Below are 17,527 nucleotides of genomic sequence, written 5' to 3' on the forward strand. Positions count from 1 at the left end.
TGCATTCATCAGAACACGTACTTGACCCGTGCACTCAGGTTGCGACCCGGCTCGGTCTGGCGACTGGTGCTGGCACTGGCGCTCTGGCCGGTGATGCTCTCGTAGTTGACGTACTCCTTGTCAAACAAGTTGAAGACGCCCACGTTGAACTGCAGATCCTGCACCGGCTTGAACTGGGCATAGATGTCCACCACGCCCCAGCCCGCACTCTTGATGTTGTCGTTGCCCTTGGCATCCTTGCCCACCTTGCTCATGTCGTCGGCAAAGCGCAGGGCGGTGTTGATGTTCCAGTTGGGCTGCTCCAGTCGAACACCCAGGGTCCCCTTGAGCGGGCTCAGGCTGTTGATGTAGTTGCCGTCGCCATCCTTGCCCTCGATGTAGGAGAGGTTGCCCCAGACGTTGACCAGATCGTTCAGCCAGTAGTCCGCCTTGGCCTCGGCCCCCTTGGTGGTCGCCTTGTCCAGGTTCTGATACTGATACAGCGCGGTGCGGCCCTCGGTGCCGACCCCGGCCAACTCGATGAAGTCTTCAAACTTGTTGTAGAAGGTGGCCACTTCATAGCTGAAGCCACCGGTGCTACCGCGCACCCCCAGATCGATGCCGTCGCTGCTCTCGGGCTTGAGGTTCGGGTTGGGCTCGATGCGATAACCGTATGCCTGGTGGTTCAGGGTCGAGAAGGCGTTGTCATACATGGGGGTCTTGTAGCCGTGGCTGTACTGGGCGAACAGGTTGGCCGCCTCGTGCGCCTTGAACACCAGCCCCAGCTTGGGCGAGAACTCCCCTTCGGAGAAGCGCTTGAGGTTCTCGCCGGTGTAGGCGGGATCCTGATCCGGGTTCATCCGGTAGTAGTCGTAGCGGGCACCCGGCGTCAGTACCCAGCGCTCGCCGAATTTCAGCTCGTCGAACGCCCACAGGGCGCCGTGCTCGGTGGTGGTGGAGGGGAAGCTCAGCTCGTTGTAGCCGACGAAATCCCCCGGCACGGTCGGCGCCTTGAAGCGGGTCCGCTCGTTGTCGGTGTGCTCATACTCCAGACCCCAGGCCAGCCGCTGGCTCGCCAGCGCCTTGCTGAACTTCAGCTGGGCGCCCAGGCTCTTCTGCTCGAAACCGTTGTTGTCCAGCGAGTTCTTGGTCACATAGGGGTTAGTCGGCCGCACCGGGTATTTGGAAGAGGCGTACTGATCCATGGTCTGCTTGGTGCGGGCGTAGTAGATCTTGCTGTCGATGCGATCGACCCAGGGCGCGTTCAGGGCGATGCCGTGATCCAGCACCAGCGACAGGTTGTCGGTCTCCTTGTCGGTGATCGGCTGGTTGAAGACCGAGCCCGCCTTGGTGAGGTCGACGGCATCGGGGTCCTGCCCCTCGTTGAAGTAGTCGACGGTCAGCTTGAGGAACTGGGCATCGCTCAGGTTCCACTGGCTCTTGAACAGCACGGCCTGGCTGACGATGTCGAACTCGTTCTTGTCGCTGTCGTAGTTCTGGGTCACCCCGCCGTCACGCCAGGTGTAGCGCAGCAGGTTCTCGAACGCGCCGGTGCGCAGGGCACCGGTAAAGCCCGCCATCTTCTGGTGGCTGCTGGAGGCATAGCCGGAGGTGGCATCCAGATAGCTGTCGCGGCCCTTGAGGAAATCCGCCGCATCCTTGGTGGTGATGGCGATGACGCCACCCAGCGCATCGGAACCGTAGGCCGCCGAGGCGGGTCCCTTGACCACCTCGACCTGCTTGATCATGTCGGTGTCGAAATAGCTCTGGCCCACGCCGCCGTTCTTGTAGGCGTCGTTCTGGCGCACGCCGTCGCGCACTATCTTGACCCGGTTCTCGCCCATGCCGCGAATGACGAAGGTCTGGGCATCGCCGGCACCGCCGAGGGCGGTGACACCCGGCTCGTAACGGAACAGGTCGGCGACGTTGCTCACCACCTGCTCTTCAATCTGTTCGGCGGTGATGACCGAGATGGGGCCGGAGACATCCTCCAGTTTCTGCTCCATCCGAGAGCCACTGACCACCATGACTTCATCTGCTTTCTTGTCCGCCGCAAAAACCGGGGAAGCGAGGCCGGCCGCCACGGCAAGGGCGACCAGCGATAGGGTGTTGTTATGGGCCACTGCAAATCCTTATTGAGAACTGTTATCAAACAGCTGGCATCTTACCCACCTCTCAACAAAGATCAACAATAAGCGGAATCATTCTCATTTTCTTTTGTCATAATTCGATTCTACACTACGCCCCTCTGTTTTCCCGCCCGCCATGCTGCCATTGTATGGTGCAGGCACCTCATCGCTGCGAGACATCCATGACCCGACTACTGCCCCTGTTCACCCTGCCCCTGCTGCTGGCCGCCTGTGCCACGACGCCCCCCGTCAACGATGCCGGCACTCTCTATCACTATCAGCTCAAGGCCCCCCAGGGGGAGGCGCTGACCCTCGAGCAGGCCCTGGCCCGGGTGGCAGATGCCGACATAGTGCTGGTGGGCGAGCTGCACACCCATCCGGCAGTGCACCTGCTGCAGGCCAGAATGCTGGCGGGCCTGGCTGCAGACGGTCACCCTCTGGTGCTCTCCATGGAGCAGTTCAGCCGCGCCGATCAGCCGGTGCTGGATGCCTACCTGGCCGGCCGCATCGGCGAGGCGGCGCTCATTCGCGACGGCAACGCCTGGCCCAACTACCAGAGCGACTATCGCCCGCTGGTGGAGTTCGCCAAGGCGCACCACCTGCCGGTCATCGCCGCCAATGCCCCCAAACCGCTGGTGAGTTGTGTCGGCCAGGAGGGGCCGGCCTGGCTCGATCAGCTGCCCGCCCCCCGTCGCAGCCAGCTGGCCCGCACTCTCACCCTAGGCGATGATCCCTATCGCCAGAAGTTCATGGCCTCGCTCCATCATGGCGATGCCGACAGCAACGCCCGCCGCTTTGCCGCCCAGACCAGCTGGGACGACACCATGGCCGAGAGCATGGTGGATTACCTGCGCAGCCACCCGGGCCAACGCATCATGCACATTGCCGGCAACTTCCACGTAGAGGGCGGGCTGGGGCTGGCCAGCCGCATCGCCAGCCGCAACCCGGATCTCAAGGTAGCGCTGGTCGTGCCGGAGCTGACGGCGCCGCAAGCGGGTGAGGGTCAAGCTGCGGCTGGCCGGGTCGCCGACGTGCGGGTCGGCATAGCCCCCCTGCCGGAACGCTGGCTAAATGCCGATGAAATGAAGCAAGATATGGGCGCACTGCATCAATCCCGCAGTCGTGACTGCAGCCAGTGGCTGCAACCCTGACCTTGCGTCTGAGGAGCCCAGTGGCTGCCACCCTGACAAACATTTGCCCAAGGATTTCATATGGATGTGTTACTGGTCATCGACATGCAACAGGGGCTGTTCACCCAGCCTCGCCATCAGGACACTCAGGTCATCGCCAATATCAATCGATTGGCCGAACGTGTGCGGGCAGAACAGGGTCGTGTCATCTATGTGCAGCACGACGAACCTGGCACCGAGCTGGATCCCGCCAGCCCGGGCTGGCAGTTGCACGCCGATCTCGCCCCGCGGGAGCATGACAGCCGGGTACGCAAGACCGCCTGCGACAGCTTCCTCGACACCGAGCTCGGTTTCCTGCTGGCGGAACAGGCGGTGGACAGGCTGCTCATCTGCGGCTGTGCCACCGACTTTTGCGTCGACACCACCTTGCGCAGTGCCGCCGCCCGCGGCTTCGAGGTTGTGGCGTTGAGCGACGCCCACACCACGGCGGACAGGCCCCACCTGAGCGCTGAGCAGATCATCGAGCACCACCACTGGATGTGGCGTCACCTCAGCCTGCCAAAAGGCAGAAGCGTGACCCTGCTCACGACGGATGCGCTGCTCGGCGCCACCCAACCCGAGCCGGCATGTTAATCTGCCCGCTCTGAAGCGATCACCCGATTGGAGTCTTGTGTGCGTCTACTCTCTGCCGTTGCCTTCACGCTGCTGTTACCGGCAATCACCGCCTGCTCAGGCCTGCCGGGGCGCCAGCCGGATGGCCCGGCCCCCCTGTTCAGGACCCACATCAACGATGAGGGGAGCAAGCGCTTCACCTTCGAAGCCGCCCCGCTCGATACCCTGCCCACCCGCCTGCAGGACGATGACGGCAGCCGCCTGAGTCGCAGCAAGAGCCTGCTGGAGCGGCGTGAAGCGCTGCAGGATGCCCAGCTCACCCAGGCGCTGGCCGAACGCAAATACTGCCGTGAAGGCTACATAGTGCTCAGCCAGACCTCCTGGAAGATCCGGGGCGAGTGCAACGAGACCGCCACCCGGGCCGACCGCGACGCCTTCCCCAACAAGGCCTCCTGGCAGGACTGAGCAGCGCCGGCCATAAAAAAACGGGCAGCCCCAGGGCTGCCCGTTTTGTCATGTTGGTGATCGAGTAGATCAGACCGGCGCATCGGCCGGGCTGGTCAGCTCGGCACCGTTGTCGACGCGCTTGTGCCCTTCCACCAGGTGGACGAAATCCACCAGCTCGTCGCCGGAGACCCGGAACGCCTGGCCGAAGCCCTTGACGAACAGCCCCTGCTCGGGCTTGAGGCGAAACAGCACGAAGTCCTTGAGATTGGAGAGCCCCTTGACTATCTCGCCGAAGCGCCCTTCCAGCGCCGCAATGGCCTGCTCCCAGCGCACGTCGTCGCGGGCCACCACTTCGGCCACCGCATCGAAGGTCAGGCGCTTGCGGGCAAACAGTTCGCGGGCCCCGTTCTCGTCCTCGATCAGCATCAGCGACACCTTGGGCACCTGTTGCAGGTTGCGGGCGTGGCGGGCGATCTCGGAGATAAGCACATAGTAGCCATCTTCCTGCAGCACGAAGGGGGCATAGCTGGCATTGGGGTTGCCTTCACTGTCCACCGTCGCCAGCTGCAGGGTGCGGCAACCGTCGCGAAACTCGCGGATCTCCGGTTGCAGGCGGTTCTGCAGACGCTCCTGACGTTCACTCATGCTTTGACTTCCTCTTGATACTGGTGGCGCAGGGCCATGAAGCGTTCCACCTGGGCCGGCAGCAGCTGACGCTGCTCGTCACGCCCCAGATAGACCTTGAAAATGCAGCGACCACTGTGGCCGAAGAACTGGAAGGAGTGCCCCTCCTTGCCCATGAACAGCTTGCTGACCAGGGCGATGCCGACCACGTTGTCGAGCTTGAGGTGGCCGTGCATCTCGCCGTCGCGCCCCATCAGGTTGTAGTAGCCGCGGGCGCTCTTGCCACGGGGGAAGGGGGCCTTCACCTCGAAGATAGAGCCGTCGGATTCGACGATGGTGGTCACCTGGCCCCAGTCGGCCAGATCCGCCAGCAGGGCTTCGGCCTGCTCGGCGGGCACCAGGGTGACCAGCTCGGCCGGCAGGTGGCGTACCACCTCCCATTCGCTGACGGCCAGCTCGGCGGCGATGGTGGATGGGTGAGCGCTGGGATCTTGTTCCAGCAGCCCATGAATGCGTTGTGCAATGCTCATCGGTTCTCCCTTGGGGTGCCTGCGGCATCCCTGTTCTGTCATGGCGGATACTGTAATGAAGGCCCCAAACCAATGCAATTGATAATCGCTTTCATTCTCAGTGCATTTTTTTCGACGGCTTGATATTCTCGGCGGCAACCCAACTTCATTCACCCTTCGGAGGTTAGCATGGGCCGTCGTTTTGCCCTCGCACTCAGCCTGCTCGGCTGCTCAGCCCTGTCCCTGCCCGCTTTGGCGCAGGAGCGTATCGTCAGCATAGGCCCGGCCACTACGGAACTCATTCTGGCGCTGGGCGGTGAGCAGAGCCTCATCGCCACCGACATCAGCAGCCCAGAGCCGAAAAACCTGCCACGGGTCGGCTATCACCGCGCCCTCGCCGCCGAAGGGATCCTGAGCCTGGCGCCGACCCGGCTGGTCGGCAGCGACGAGATGGGGCCGCCGCCGGCCCTGGAGCAGTTGCGCCGGGCCGGTGTCGAGGTGGACGTGCTGCCCACCGCCCCCACCCTCGCCAACCTCAATCAGCGCATCGATACCCTGGCCGCCCTGCTCAAGGATCCGGCCGCCGGCTCCCGCCTGAAGGCCGAGATCCAGGCCCAGAGCGAGCAGCTGGCCGCCCAGGCAAAGCAGAACAAACCGCTCAAGGTGGTCTTCCTGCTGCTGCACAAGGGCCAGCCCACCAGCATCGCCGGCGGCAACACCACCGCCAGCGCCCTGCTCACCCTGGCCGGCGGCGTCAACCCGGTGGCCCAGCTGCAAGACTACAAGCCCGTCTCCACCGAATCCCTGATCGCGCTGCAGCCCGATCTGGTGCTGGTGAGCGGCCGCGACTGGCAGCAGTATCAGGATCCTGAAACCGTGCTGAGCCAGGTGCCCGCCCTTTCCGCCACCCCGGCCGGCAAGAACAGGGCCATCCACGCCATCGACGGCCACGCCCTGCAAGGGGGGCTCAGCCTTACCTCGCTGCAGCAGGCCAGCCAGATCGCCAAGTGGATCAAGCTGGGTTCATGATGCGTCTGCCACTGCCCTGGCTGCTGTGCCTCACCGGCGGCGCACTGGCGCTGCTGCTGGTCGGATCCTTGGCCACCGGCCCCATGGCCCTCTCGTTTGGCGAGAGCCTGCGCGCCCTGTTCGCCGGCCAAGGGAGCGGGATTGAAGCCCACAAGCTGCTGATCGTGCAGGAGATCCGCCTGCCGCGTACCCTGCTTTGCATCGCAGTGGGGGGGATTCTCGGCCTCTGCGGCGCCGTAATGCAGGGGCTGTTTCGCAACCCCCTGGCCGACCCCGGCATCATCGGGGTCTCCGGCGGCGCGGCGCTCGGCGCGGCGCTGGCCATCGTGCTGCTGGCCCCCCTCGGCCAGCAGTGGCAGAGCCTGCTCGGCATCGGCCTGCTGCCCCTGCTCGCCTTCCTCGGCGGGGCGCTGACCACCACCCTGGTCTATCTGCTCGGCACCCGGGAGGGGGGCACCTCGGTCACCGTCATGCTGCTGGCCGGGGTGGCCGTCACCGCGCTGTCCGGCGCCGTGATCGGCCTGCTCACCTATCTCGCCGACGATCAGATGCTGCGCAACCTGAGCCTGTGGCAGATGGGGTCACTGGCGGCGGGCAAGCCGGTGGACGTGGCGCTGGCGCTGCTGACCTTGGTAGCCCTGCTCATTCTGTTCTTGCGCGATGCCAACCCCCTCAACGCCCTGCTGCTGGGTGAAGGGGAGGCCCGCCACCTCGGCATCCAGGTGCAGTCCCTCAAGCGGCGGCTGATCCTGCTCACCGCCGCCGGGGTCGGCGTAGCGGTGGCAGTGGCCGGCATGATAGGTTTCGTCGGCCTGGTGGTACCCCACCTGGTGCGGCTGCTGGCCGGCCCCAACCACGTCCGGTTGCTGCCGCTCTCCGCCCTGCTCGGGGCTGCCCTGCTGCTGGGCGCCGACATGCTGGCCCGCACCCTGCTGGCGCCGGCCGAGATGCCGGTCGGCATCATCACCGCCCTGCTGGGCGCCCCCTTCTTCATCTGGCTGCTGGTCAAGAGCCGCCGGACGCTTTAACCGGAGGACTCCTCTTGTCTGCTTCATCGACCCTGCTGCACTGTCGCCAGCTCAGCCTCAGCCGGGGCGGCCGCCTCATCCTGGACAGGCTCGATCTCAGCCTGCAGGCGGGCAGTCTCACCGCCCTGCTCGGCCCCAACGGCGCCGGCAAGAGCTCGCTGCTCAAATGCCTCACCGGCGAGCTGGAACATCAGGGAGAAATCCGCCTGTTTGGCCGGGAGCGGCAAGAGTGGGCCGGCACCGAGCTGGCCCATCGGGTCGGGGTGCTGCCGCAGAGCTCGTCCCTGAACTTCCCCTTCCTGTGCGAGGAGGTGGTGGCCATGGGCCGGCTGCCCCACAGCGAACCGGCCAGCCGGCGCGACCAGATAGTCGGGGCCGCCATGACCCATGCCGGGGTCGATCACCTGGCCGGCCGCCTCTATCCCGGCCTCTCCGGCGGGGAGCGCCAGCGGGTGCAGTTCGCTCGGGTGCTGGCCCAGATCTGGCAAGCTCCGGACGAACCGCAGCAAGCGCGGCTGCTGCTGCTCGACGAGCCCACCTCGGCGCTCGATCTCAAATACCAGCACCAGCTGCTCACCATGGCACGCGCCCTCGCCGCCCGCCATACCGCCGTGCTGGTGGTGCTGCACGACCTCAATCTGGCGGCCCGTTACGCCGACCGGCTGGTGATGCTGGAACAGGGCAGAGTGATGGCAGACGGCACCCCGCGCGAGGTGCTGACTCCTGATCTCATCGACCGGCTCTACGACTACCCGGCCCAGGTGATCCTCCACCCCGAAAGCGGACTGCCCATGGTGGTGTGATGCGGTGATGGCCGTGCGGAAGATAGCAACAGAGCGCCATCAGGCGCTCTGTTTGTTTGCAAGGCGTAGCAGGCTAATCGCCTGCCAAACAGCCTCATATGATTCTTTACTCGTCAAGCGATCTGATAGCGGCCCGGCTTGTGGTTGAGTGTCAACACCAGGTTACAGATGATGGCCGCCACCACGGAGAGCGCCAGGATCCAGGGCTGCACCACGAAGCAGGAGGCGATGACGATGGTGCAATCCAGCCCCATTTGCAGCTTGCCGGCGCGGATGCCGAACCGATCCTGGATAAACAGCGCCAGAATGTTGAAGCCGCCCAGGCTCGATTTGTGGCGGAACATGATGAGCAGCCCCATGCCGATCAGGGTGCCGCCGATCAGCGCCGCGTAGACCGGCTCAATCTTGCCGATTTGCAGCACGGCGTTGAGGTGATCCGTCATGAAGGAGACCGCCGCCACCGAGACGAAGGTGTTGAGGGTGAAGCGCGGCCCCATCCTCAGCCAGGCCAGGGCATAGAAGGGCAGGTTCATGCCGAAGAACAGCAGGCCGAAGCTCAGCCCCGTCACCTGCTGCAACAGCAGCGCCAGCCCGGCGGTGCCACCGGTGAGCAGACCAACCTGATGAAACAGAAAGATGCCGAGGGAGACGAAGCCGGCCGCGGTCAGCAGGGCGATGACGTCTTCATAGAGGGGGTGCGCAGTCCGAACGGAGTGCGCCGAGCCTGGGGTGTTGTCCATAACCGGTATCCAATAGCGAAGTGAAAGAGTGTCTGTTGCCCGTCTGGCGGGCGCGAGCCCTGTCCGCAGGGCTTCGTTATGGGGTTCAGTCTATTTTTTGCGACCATGATCACAATAGTTGCCGCCCACGCCCCGTTTTGGTGCCTGTCATTCTCCATTGACAGCCGCTGCACCAAGATGCAGCATGCCGCGCCTGAACCGCCCCCGTCGCGCCGACGCAGGCGGTTTGCCATGGCACAGACGCGCCGGCTCTGCTACAAAGCGCGCAGCCCCTTTTCCCATCACCGTCAGGAGCCCCATGATCTGCACAGGACCCCAACCATGAAGTATCTGGTCACCGGCGCCGCCGGCTTTATCGGTTTTCACGTGGCCAGACGGCTGTGCGAGGCGGGTCATCAGGTGGTGGGGCTCGACAACCTCAACGACTACTACGAGGTGAGCCTCAAGGAGGCCCGCCTGGCGATGCTGACCCCCTTCCCCCGTTTTCGCTTCGTGCAGGGCGAGCTGGCGGACCAGGCCGGCATGGCCGCCCTGTTTGCCGAGGGGCAGTTCGAGCGAGTGATCCACCTGGGTGCCCAGGCGGGGGTGCGCCACTCGCTGGAAAACCCGTTTGCCTACAGCGAGAGCAACCTCACCGGCATGCTGACGGTGCTGGAAGGGTGCCGCCAGCACGGCATCCGGCATCTGGTCTACGCCTCCTCCAGCTCGGTCTACGGCATGGACGAGCAGCTGCCGTTCAGTGCCGATCAGCAGGTAGACCACCCGGTCTCCCTCTATGCCGCCACCAAGAAGAGCGGCGAGCTGATGGCCCATGCCTACTCGGCGCTCTACGGCCTGCCCACCACAGGGCTGCGCTTTTTCACCGTCTACGGCCCCTGGGGCCGGCCCGACATGGCCATCGCCAAGTTCACCCGCGCCATCCTGGCGGGCGAGCCCATCGACGTCTACAACCAGGGCAATCTCAGCCGCGACTTCACCTTCATCGACGACATAGTCACGGGGATCCTCGCCGTCGCCGAGCTGCCGCCCCGCCCCAACCCTCACTGGCATGCCGGCGAGCAGAGCCCGGCCGAGAGCGCCGCGCCTTACCGCATCCTCAACATCGGCCATGGCCAGCCGGTGCGGCTGCTCGACTTCATCGAGGCGCTGGAACAGGCGTTGGACAAGCCCGCCATCAAGCGGATGCTGCCGATGCAGGCGGGCGACATGCACGCCACTTGGGCCGACAGCGAGCCCCTTCACACCCTCACCGGCCTGCGCCCCGCCACTTCCATCAAGGAAGGGGTCGCCGCGTTCGTGCGCTGGTATCTCGACTACTACCAGCCCGCCCGCTGACCCATTCAGACACGGCGTGCCTGCCGAGCGGGCACCAGCACCATGACTGCCATGGTCAGCAGCACGCCGAGCACACCCCAGCCCACCTGCCGCCAGATCACCTCCTCCCCGCTCAGCATGCCAATCAACAGCACCAGCACCGGGATCAGGTAGGTGTAGGCCGAGACCTGCTCCGGCTGCAGCACCACGCTCCCCTGCTGGAACAAAAAGAAGCTGAGCGCCGTGGCAAACAGCGCCAGATAGGCAAGGCCGAGCCAGAGCGGCAGCGACACCTGCTGCCAGTCGGTTGTCAGCAGCCGCGGCGCCGCCACCAGGGTGAGCAGCAGGGTGGCGCAGATCAGGGTCCAGCAGGTGAGGTGGGCAAACGACTCGCCCCGGTAGTAGCGCTTCACCAGTATGGGGTTGAGCGCCATCCCAACGCAGCCCAGCAGATAGATGCGGTTGCTGGGGGTGAGGCTCAGGCTCGCCAGCTGGCTCAGTTCACCGCGAAAGATGATGAGGGCGGCCGCCACCATGCCCCCCAGCAGGGCGAACGCCATCGACCAGCCGATACGGCGCTGCAGCACAAGCATGCTGGCCAGCGCGCTGATGAGGGGTACCGTGGTGTAGAGCGCGCTGGCATCAAGGGCGCTGGTCTCCTGCAGCGCCACGAACATGGCGACGAAGTAGCAGAGGGCCGGCAGCGAGATGAGGGTATAACGCCCCAGATCCCGCAGCGAAGGCAGCACCAGACGGCGCTGGCAAGCCAGCAGAATCACGAAGGTGAGCGCCGCCAGCAGGTAGCGCGCCCAGGTGACCACCAGCGGGTCCAGCACCGCGGTGAGGGCGCTGCCGATGGGAAAGGAGACGCTGATGAGCAGGGTGAACAGCAGCACCTTGCCGTGGGCCTGCACGAAATGAAAACGGGGATGGGACATGGCATGCACCTGTGCAAAGGGGCGCCCTGCCGGGCGCCGCACTGGATGGGAATGATTCAATAACTGCCGTCGGCAGCAACCGGCTTCTTGCCCTCGATAGTGGCCAGCAACTGGCCGAGCAGGCTGGATGCGCCGAAGCGAAAGTGCTCGGCAACCAGCCACTCATCGCCAAAGAGTGCGGCCGCCATGGCCAGATACTCCCCCGCCTCCTGCGCGCTTTTCACCCCGCCTGCCGCCTTGAAACCCACCCGGTTCTGCGCATCGCACTCGGCGATGGCTGCCAGCATGGTGCGGCACGCCTCGGGGGTGGCATTGACCGGCACCTTGCCGGTGGAGGTCTTGATGAAGTCGGCCCCCTCCTCGATGGCAAGCAGGGAGGCGGCGCGGATAAGCGCGGGCTCCTGCAGCTCGCCGGATTCGATGATCACCTTGAGCAGCCGCGGCCCGCACAACGCCTTGCAGCCGCGCACCAGCGCCCGGGCGGGGGCCTCGTCCCCCGCCTTGAGCGCACGCCAGGGGATCACCAGATCGATCTCGTCGGCGCCATCGAGCAGGGCTGTGCGGGTCTCAGCCAGCACAACATCCAACTCATCGTCGCCGTGGGGGAAGTTGACCACGGTGGCGACCTTGATTTCGGGGGTACCCTGGGCCGCCAGGGTGAGCCTGGCCAGCCCCACGAAGCGCGGATAGATACAGACCGCGGCGGTGTTGCCGACCGGGGTCTGCGCCTGGTGGCAGAGGGCGATGATGCGCGCGTCGTGGTCATCGTCGTTGAGGCTGGTGAGATCCATCAAGCGGATCGCTCGGCTGGCGGCCTCGGTGGCGGCGCAGGCAGGTGCAAAAGCAGTAGCTGGAATCATGGAAGGCTCCTGTCGGGATAAGAAAGGGGCGCCGCAGCGCCCCGAGATAAAGGATGGGACGCTCAGGCCAGGGAGAAGAAGATCCCGGCGATGGCGGCGCTCATCAGGTTGGAACAGGTGGCTGCCAGCACGGTACGCAGGCCGTAGCGGGCGATGAAGTCGGTGCGGGAAGGGCAGAGGGTGCCGAGGCCACCGATCAGGATCCCCATGGAGGCCAGGTTGGCAAAGCCGCACAGGGCGAAGCTGATGATCACCTTGGACTTCTCCTCCAGCACCTGCAGGCCGGCGGCGGTCACAGTGCTGGCGTCTTTCAGGTAGGGGGAGAGGTCGCTGTAGGCCACGAACTCGTTCACCACCAGCTTCTTGCCGATCATGGCGCCAGCGATGCCGATGTCCGCCAGCGGCACGCCGAGCAGGAAGGCGAGCGGCGAGAAGATCCAGCCCAGGATGAGTTCGAGGGAGAGCGGCATGCCCACCATCTCCCCCACCCCGCCCAGCAGGGTGTTGACCAGGGTCACCAGCCCGATCATGGCGATCAGCATGGCGCCGATGGCCGCCGCCAGCTTGAGGCCGCTGCTGGCCCCCTCGCCTGCCGCCGCCAGCACGTTCTCCGGCTTCTTGCCGTCAAACTGGATGCTGTTGTCGAACACATAGTCCGGCTGGCTGGTTTCGGGAATGATCAGCTTGGCGAACAGGATCCCGCCCGGCGCCGCCATGAAGGAGGCGGCCAGCAGGTACTGCATGTCGACCCCCATCATGGCGTAGCCCGCCAGCACGGTGCCGGAGACCGAGGCCATGCCGCCGCACATGACGGCGAAGAACTCCGAATCGCTCATCTTGGGCATGTAGGGCTTGACCACCAGCGGCGCCTCGCTCTGGCCGACGAAGACGTTGGCCACCGCCGACATGGATTCGGTCTGGGAAGTACCGAGCAGGCGCGCCATGGCGCCGCCGATGAAGCGGATCACCAGTTGCATGATGCCGAGGTAGTAGAGCACGGCGATCAGCGCCGAGAAGAACACCACCAGCGGCAATACGTTGAGGGCAAACACGAAGCCGATGCCGTCCACCGAGAAGTTGACCAGGTTGCCAAACAGGAAGTGGATGCCCGCCTTGCCGCTTGCCAGCACGGCGTCGACCCCGTGGGCCATCCCCTCCAGCGCCCGGCGCCCCAGCGGTACATAGAGCACCAGGGCACCGATGGCGACCTGCAAGGCCAGCGCCAGCCCCACGGTGCGCAGGCGAATGGCCCTGCGGTTGGTCGATGCGAGCACGGCGATGAGGATCAGCGCCGCCATACCGAGAAATCCTGCTGCAAACATAACTGACCTCCTGGTCGTTCCCTGCTTACTGGAAGTGGTGCTTGATAAAGGCGTTGATGAGGCGGATGAAGTCCGTTTCCGCCAGCTTGGCGCACTTGAGGGTCTGCTCGTGGGAGAGCTGCACGTCGCCAAGCCCCTCCGCCATGTTGGTGATGGCGCAGATGGCCAGCACCGGCAGTGCGCAGTGGGCGGCACTGACCACTTCCGGTACCACCGACATCCCCACCACGTCACCACCGATGATCTGCATCATGCGGATCTCGGCCGCGGTCTCGAAGCAGGGGCCGCTGTAGGAGACGAACACCCCCTGATTGACGGCGATCCCCTCCTGCTCGGCCAGCGCCAGCGCCTCGCTGCGCAATGCCTTGTCATAGGCATTGGCCAGGCTGAAGAAGCGCGGGCCGTAAACCTCGTCATTGGCGCCCGTCATGGGGGTGCCCGGCATGGTGTTGATGTGATCGTTGAAGATGACCAGGGAGCCGACCCCGATCCGCTCCGGGCGCAGCGAGCCGGCCGCGTTGGTCACCAGCAGCAGCTCGCAGCCCAGCCGCTTGAAGGTGCGCACCGGGGTGGTCATCACCTTCATGGTTTCGTGTTCGTAGTAGTGGCCGCGCCCCTTCATGCAAACCACGTCCACCCCGTGCAGCTTGCCGAGCACCAGCTCGCCGCTGTGGCCGGCCACCGTGCTGACCGGGAAGCCATCCAGCTCCTCGTAGGAAATGGTGACCTTCTCCTCCAGCGCATCGGCCAGCACGCCGAGGCCTGAGCCCAGGATCATGGCGGCACGGGGGGCGAAACCCGGCTTGCGGGCGAGAATGGTGGCGACGGCGTTGAGTACCGGATCTTGTTGCATGAGCTGCACCTCTTGAGGCTGTAAATGGGACATGGCGCTCACTCTAGGGGAGGTATTGGGCGATAAAAATCGTTAAAATCGGCCTGACTATCCCGATTTTCAGCACAATTTCCCGCTGGGAAATGACTGAAAACCAAAGGAAGCGACATGAATGGCGCTGATTGGCCCCGTTTTGCCGCCAACCAGTCCCGCTACGGTCAAAACGGGCCGGCAAAGGTGTGAGCCGGATCGACCATCCGCCGCGCAGCGGCCCTGCTGCCGCCCGCACCGGTCGCGCAAACTTTGACGGGGATCGCACCCGGCCCTCAATCAGCCACCGAAGGAGGTCGCTTGGCCCTCGACAGTCACTGGCGCGATCGCGTCACCCTCAAGATGCTGCGCTACTTCCATGCGGTGGCCAGCCAGGGGCATTTCAGCCGGGCCGCCCTGCAGCTCAATGTCTCCAAGTCGCCGCTCAGCGCCCAGATCAAGGAACTCGAATCCCTGCTGGGGCTGGCGCTGTTCGAACGCCACACCCGCCAGGTGAGCCTCACCGCCACCGGCCGGCTGCTACAGGCCGAGTGCGCCCTGCTGTTCGACGTGCTGGAAAGCGGCCTCAACCGGGTGGTGCAAGCGGGGCGCATGGAGCGCAACCAGATCCGCATCGGGCTGGTCAGCTCCATCTTCTGGGCTGGCTTTGGCGAGGTGATCCGCCAGTGTCACCAGCGCCACCCCGAGTTCGAGATCACCTTCACCGAGCTCTCCCCCGAGCGGCAGAAACAGGCGCTTTCGCGCAAGGAGATAGACCTCGGCCTCGCCCGCTTCGCCGACACCGTCAACATCCATCCGCTGCTGGCCGAAACCATCTATCGCGAGTCCATGGTGCTGGTGGTGTCGGACGAGCATCCGCTGCGGGATCGCAAGCTGGTCTCTCTGCCCGAGCTGGCGGGGGAGCCGTTCGTGCTGATGAGCCGCGCCAACTCCTCCTCTACCGATCTCATCATCAACGCCTGTCTGGTGGAGGGCTTCTACCCCCATCTCAACCAGGAGGTGGTCGAACCCAACACCCTGATGGCGGTGGTGGCCACCAGCCTGCAAGTGGCGCTGGTGCCGGCCAGCTACGCCCGCCAGAAGTGGCCCCACGTGCGCTTCATCCGCCTCGAGCAGGCGATCCCCGCCGATCTCTGCGTGCTTTACGCCCCGCCCGGCGACGGCCAGCCGGCCGCAGTGGCGATCCGCCACTTCATCGACACCATGAGCGCACAGATGAACCGGCCGGCCGCGGATTGATGAGTTAATCGGATGGCGCTTCGCCGCCTCCCTCCTTAGGATGGAAATCTGAAGCAGATGGCGCCTCACTGCCTCCGCCTCCCCCCTTAGGATGGAAATCTGAAGCGGATGGCGCTTCACTGCCTCCACCTCGCCCTTAGGATGGAAATCTGAAGCGGATGGCGCTTCACTGCCTCCACCTCCGCCCTTAGGATGGGGATGTGAAGCAGATGGCGGTTTGCCGGGCACCGGCTGGGGTATACTGGCCACACTTGGTGCCACACGGGCACGCATCCGCGCCCTCACCATGATGAGAAGGAGTCACCTCATGATCCGTATTCTGCTGTTGCTGGGCGCCGCCTTGTCTGCCTACGGACTGCAACAGAGCCACACCCTGGCGCCACTGCTGAGCCTGCTCGGCCTGCTCTCGCTCTGGGTGGCGAGCGAAATTCGCCTGATGTATCGCCAGCTGCCCGCCGCCGAGCCGGACGAGCAGCCCTATCACCTCGACGTCTGAGGGGGCCAGCAAGGCCCCTCTCTTCTCTCCTTGTTCATGCCTGGTCAACTTCATGAAACCGACTCGTCCCCTCTGCTCTCTGCTGTTGCTGCTTGGCTGCCTGCACGGCGCCCCACTGCAGGCCCGCACTCCCTGCCCGGCCGGTGATGACTGTCAGCCGGCGAACAATGGCCAGTGGCTCCCTGAACCGGGCAGTGATGGCAGCGCCAGTACCGACGGCATGGAGGGTGCTGATGGTATTGATGCCGCTGACGGTATCGATGGTACCGATGGTGCCGATGGGGCCGATGGGGCCGATGGGGCCGATGGGGCCGATGGGGCCGATGGTGGCCAGGGGCAGCTTATCTAGCAACCCCTTTGCTGGCGGCGACCCTTATGAGCCGTCGCCAACCCCTACCGCATCAGCCTCCGTCATTGGTTCCATACCGTTTTGATCTCTGGATACCCGGATCCATAACAACAGGATCCACTGGATTAATGGCAGAACAGGCCATGTTCCCCTATATCTTCTGTACCCCAACAGGAGAGAATCCATGTCGAGTTCCAGCGAAAACAGGCTGTTTTTGCTGCTTTTTTTATCGCTGTTGCTGGCCGGAACCGGGCAGGCAGCGGCGCAAAGCAGGGATTTCAGACAGGCGCCCAAGGCGCTCAGCGCACTGAAGAAAGGTCAGCAGGCACAGAGTCAGGGCAACCTGACCCAGGCCATCCACTTCTACTGCACCGCCGCCACCACGGGTAACCCGGAAGGTTACTTTCGCATCGGCCGCCTGCTTGCCACCGGCCCGGGCTCGGTTCGCAACCCCCGCATGGCCAACGCCTACCTGGCCATGGCGATCCGCCTTGGCAACCAGCAGGCCGCCCGCTACTACAACAGCCGGGTCGGCAATGCCGTGATGGGGGATCAGTGCGGCAGCGGCGTCGGCGGAGCCGGCGGTTACTTCGCCGCCATCCCCACCACCCCCTTCAATCTGGAGGCCTATCTGGCCCGCCAGTCGCCCGCCAAGCAGAAGCTGGCCACCATGCTGCGCCACGCCGCCAAACGCCACCGCATCGACGAGCGGCTGGTGCTGGCCATCGCCATCGCCGAATCCAACCTCGACAGCCGCGCCGTCTCCCCCAAGAATGCCCAGGGGCTGATGCAGCTCATTCCAGAGACCCAGCAGCGCTTCGGAGTCACTCGCCCTTTCGATCCGGAGCAGAACATCAAGGGCGGCGTGGCCTACCTCAAGTGGCTGCACACCCATTTCGACGGCAACTGGACCCTGATGTCGGCGGCCTACAACGCCGGCGAAAAATCGGTGGAGCAGTATGGCGGCATCCCCCCCTATCAGGAGACCCAGCAATATGTGCGGCGGGTGCTCTACTTTGCCGGCCACAAGCAGCCCTGAGCTAGGCTCCCTGCCAGCCTGCTATTGACAAAAATCACACCCGCATTTGCGCAATCG

Annotated in this window: 19 protein-coding genes; 10 read left to right on the plus strand and 9 right to left on the minus strand. The window is 64.7% G+C overall.

Annotated features, from left to right (window positions below; translation table 11 throughout):
* Positions 1–8 precede the first annotated feature (8 nt).
* Positions 9–2,102: a TonB-dependent hemoglobin/transferrin/lactoferrin family receptor gene (locus OKB87_RS16820; protein WP_270828051.1), complete on the minus strand. Its 2,094-nt coding sequence runs from the start codon at positions 2,100–2,102 to the stop codon at positions 9–11.
* A gap of 188 nt (positions 2,103–2,290) precedes the next feature.
* Between OKB87_RS16820 and OKB87_RS16825 the strand changes: the two genes are divergently transcribed.
* Genes OKB87_RS16825 through OKB87_RS16835 form a run of 3 tightly spaced genes read left to right on the plus strand, consistent with a single transcriptional unit; the run spans position 2,291 to position 4,315 of the window.
* On the plus strand, positions 2,291–3,259 hold the full coding sequence (locus OKB87_RS16825) for a ChaN family lipoprotein (protein ID WP_270828053.1): 969 nt from the start codon (positions 2,291–2,293) through the stop codon (positions 3,257–3,259).
* Positions 3,260–3,319: 60 nt separating this feature from the next.
* Positions 3,320–3,871: a cysteine hydrolase family protein gene (locus OKB87_RS16830; protein ID WP_270828054.1), complete on the plus strand. Its 552-nt coding sequence runs from the start codon at positions 3,320–3,322 to the stop codon at positions 3,869–3,871.
* A 39-nt stretch (positions 3,872–3,910) separates the two neighbouring features.
* Entirely contained in the window at positions 3,911–4,315 is a 405-nt protein-coding gene (locus OKB87_RS16835; RefSeq protein WP_016349697.1) for a lipoprotein, read from the plus strand.
* Positions 4,316–4,384: 69 nt separating this feature from the next.
* Here OKB87_RS16835 and hutZ read toward each other — a convergent pair whose 3' ends face one another.
* Together hutZ and hutX are read right to left on the minus strand one after the other, a co-directional pair.
* Positions 4,385–4,942 (minus strand): heme utilization protein HutZ, encoded by a 558-nt coding sequence (gene hutZ / locus OKB87_RS16840; protein WP_011704904.1) that lies wholly within the window; start codon positions 4,940–4,942, stop codon positions 4,385–4,387.
* A complete protein-coding gene (gene hutX / locus OKB87_RS16845) occupies positions 4,939–5,451 on the minus strand; it encodes a heme utilization cystosolic carrier protein HutX (RefSeq protein ID WP_011704903.1) in 513 nt (170 codons plus the stop codon). Before hutX ends, hutZ begins: the two co-directional genes overlap by 4 nt.
* Positions 5,452–5,619: 168 nt before the next feature.
* Between hutX and OKB87_RS16850 the strand changes: the two genes are divergently transcribed.
* Genes OKB87_RS16850 through OKB87_RS16860 form a run of 3 tightly spaced genes read left to right on the plus strand, consistent with a single transcriptional unit; the run spans position 5,620 to position 8,290 of the window.
* Positions 5,620–6,459, plus strand: coding sequence for a heme/hemin ABC transporter substrate-binding protein (locus OKB87_RS16850; protein ID WP_270828055.1), 840 nt, complete (start codon positions 5,620–5,622; stop codon positions 6,457–6,459).
* Positions 6,456–7,487, plus strand: a complete 1,032-nt coding sequence (locus OKB87_RS16855) for a FecCD family ABC transporter permease (protein WP_017410332.1) — start codon at positions 6,456–6,458, stop codon at positions 7,485–7,487. Before OKB87_RS16850 ends, OKB87_RS16855 begins: the two co-directional genes overlap by 4 nt.
* A 14-nt stretch (positions 7,488–7,501) precedes the next feature.
* The gene (locus OKB87_RS16860) at positions 7,502–8,290 is read left to right on the plus strand and encodes a heme ABC transporter ATP-binding protein (RefSeq protein WP_043124937.1); all 789 of its coding nucleotides are present in this window, start codon (positions 7,502–7,504) and stop codon (positions 8,288–8,290) included.
* A 113-nt stretch (positions 8,291–8,403) separates the two neighbouring features.
* Here OKB87_RS16860 and OKB87_RS16865 read toward each other — a convergent pair whose 3' ends face one another.
* Positions 8,404–9,030 carry a YitT family protein gene (locus tag OKB87_RS16865; RefSeq protein ID WP_017410330.1) on the minus strand — a complete coding sequence of 209 codons (627 nt, stop codon included), beginning with the start codon at positions 9,028–9,030 and terminating at the stop codon, positions 8,404–8,406.
* A 321-nt stretch (positions 9,031–9,351) separates the two neighbouring features.
* Between OKB87_RS16865 and OKB87_RS16870 the strand changes: the two genes are divergently transcribed.
* The gene (locus tag OKB87_RS16870; protein WP_270828056.1) at positions 9,352–10,365 is read left to right on the plus strand and encodes an NAD-dependent epimerase; all 1,014 of its coding nucleotides are present in this window, start codon (positions 9,352–9,354) and stop codon (positions 10,363–10,365) included.
* Positions 10,366–10,370: 5 nt separating this feature from the next.
* Here the strand turns inward: OKB87_RS16870 and OKB87_RS16875 are convergent, their stop codons facing one another.
* The 4 genes from OKB87_RS16875 to xapA form a co-directional block, all read right to left on the minus strand.
* Positions 10,371–11,282, minus strand: coding sequence for a DMT family transporter (locus OKB87_RS16875; protein ID WP_270800611.1), 912 nt, complete (start codon positions 11,280–11,282; stop codon positions 10,371–10,373).
* A 56-nt stretch (positions 11,283–11,338) separates the two neighbouring features.
* Positions 11,339–12,142, minus strand: a complete 804-nt coding sequence (gene deoC, locus OKB87_RS16880) for a deoxyribose-phosphate aldolase (RefSeq protein ID WP_270800608.1) — start codon at positions 12,140–12,142, stop codon at positions 11,339–11,341.
* A gap of 62 nt (positions 12,143–12,204) precedes the next feature.
* The gene (locus OKB87_RS16885; RefSeq protein ID WP_029301694.1) at positions 12,205–13,464 is read right to left on the minus strand and encodes a NupC/NupG family nucleoside CNT transporter; all 1,260 of its coding nucleotides are present in this window, start codon (positions 13,462–13,464) and stop codon (positions 12,205–12,207) included.
* Between the two features lie 25 nt (positions 13,465–13,489).
* Positions 13,490–14,317, minus strand: a complete 828-nt coding sequence (gene xapA, locus OKB87_RS16890) for a xanthosine phosphorylase (protein ID WP_270828057.1) — start codon at positions 14,315–14,317, stop codon at positions 13,490–13,492.
* 330 nt (positions 14,318–14,647) lie between these two features.
* Here xapA and OKB87_RS16895 point away from each other — a divergent pair, with 330 nt between their 5' ends.
* Both OKB87_RS16895 and OKB87_RS16900 read left to right on the plus strand, forming a co-directional pair.
* Positions 14,648–15,586, plus strand: coding sequence for a LysR family transcriptional regulator (locus OKB87_RS16895; RefSeq protein WP_270828058.1), 939 nt, complete (start codon positions 14,648–14,650; stop codon positions 15,584–15,586).
* 307 nt (positions 15,587–15,893) lie between these two features.
* Positions 15,894–16,082 carry a hypothetical protein gene (locus tag OKB87_RS16900; RefSeq protein ID WP_011704892.1) on the plus strand — a complete coding sequence of 63 codons (189 nt, stop codon included), beginning with the start codon at positions 15,894–15,896 and terminating at the stop codon, positions 16,080–16,082.
* A 34-nt stretch (positions 16,083–16,116) separates the two neighbouring features.
* On the opposite strand, the gene OKB87_RS16905 is transcribed toward OKB87_RS16900, so the two are convergent.
* On the minus strand, positions 16,117–16,434 hold the full coding sequence (locus tag OKB87_RS16905; RefSeq protein WP_270828059.1) for a hypothetical protein: 318 nt from the start codon (positions 16,432–16,434) through the stop codon (positions 16,117–16,119).
* 181 nt (positions 16,435–16,615) lie between these two features.
* On the opposite strand from OKB87_RS16905, the gene OKB87_RS16910 reads away from it, so the two are divergent.
* The gene (locus OKB87_RS16910; RefSeq protein WP_270828060.1) at positions 16,616–17,470 is read left to right on the plus strand and encodes a lytic transglycosylase domain-containing protein; all 855 of its coding nucleotides are present in this window, start codon (positions 16,616–16,618) and stop codon (positions 17,468–17,470) included.
* Positions 17,471–17,527: the final 57 nt, after the last annotated feature.

The sequence above is a fragment of the Aeromonas sp. Y318-1 genome (assembly GCF_027706125.1).
Classification (GTDB): domain Bacteria; phylum Pseudomonadota; class Gammaproteobacteria; order Enterobacterales; family Aeromonadaceae; genus Aeromonas; species Aeromonas hydrophila.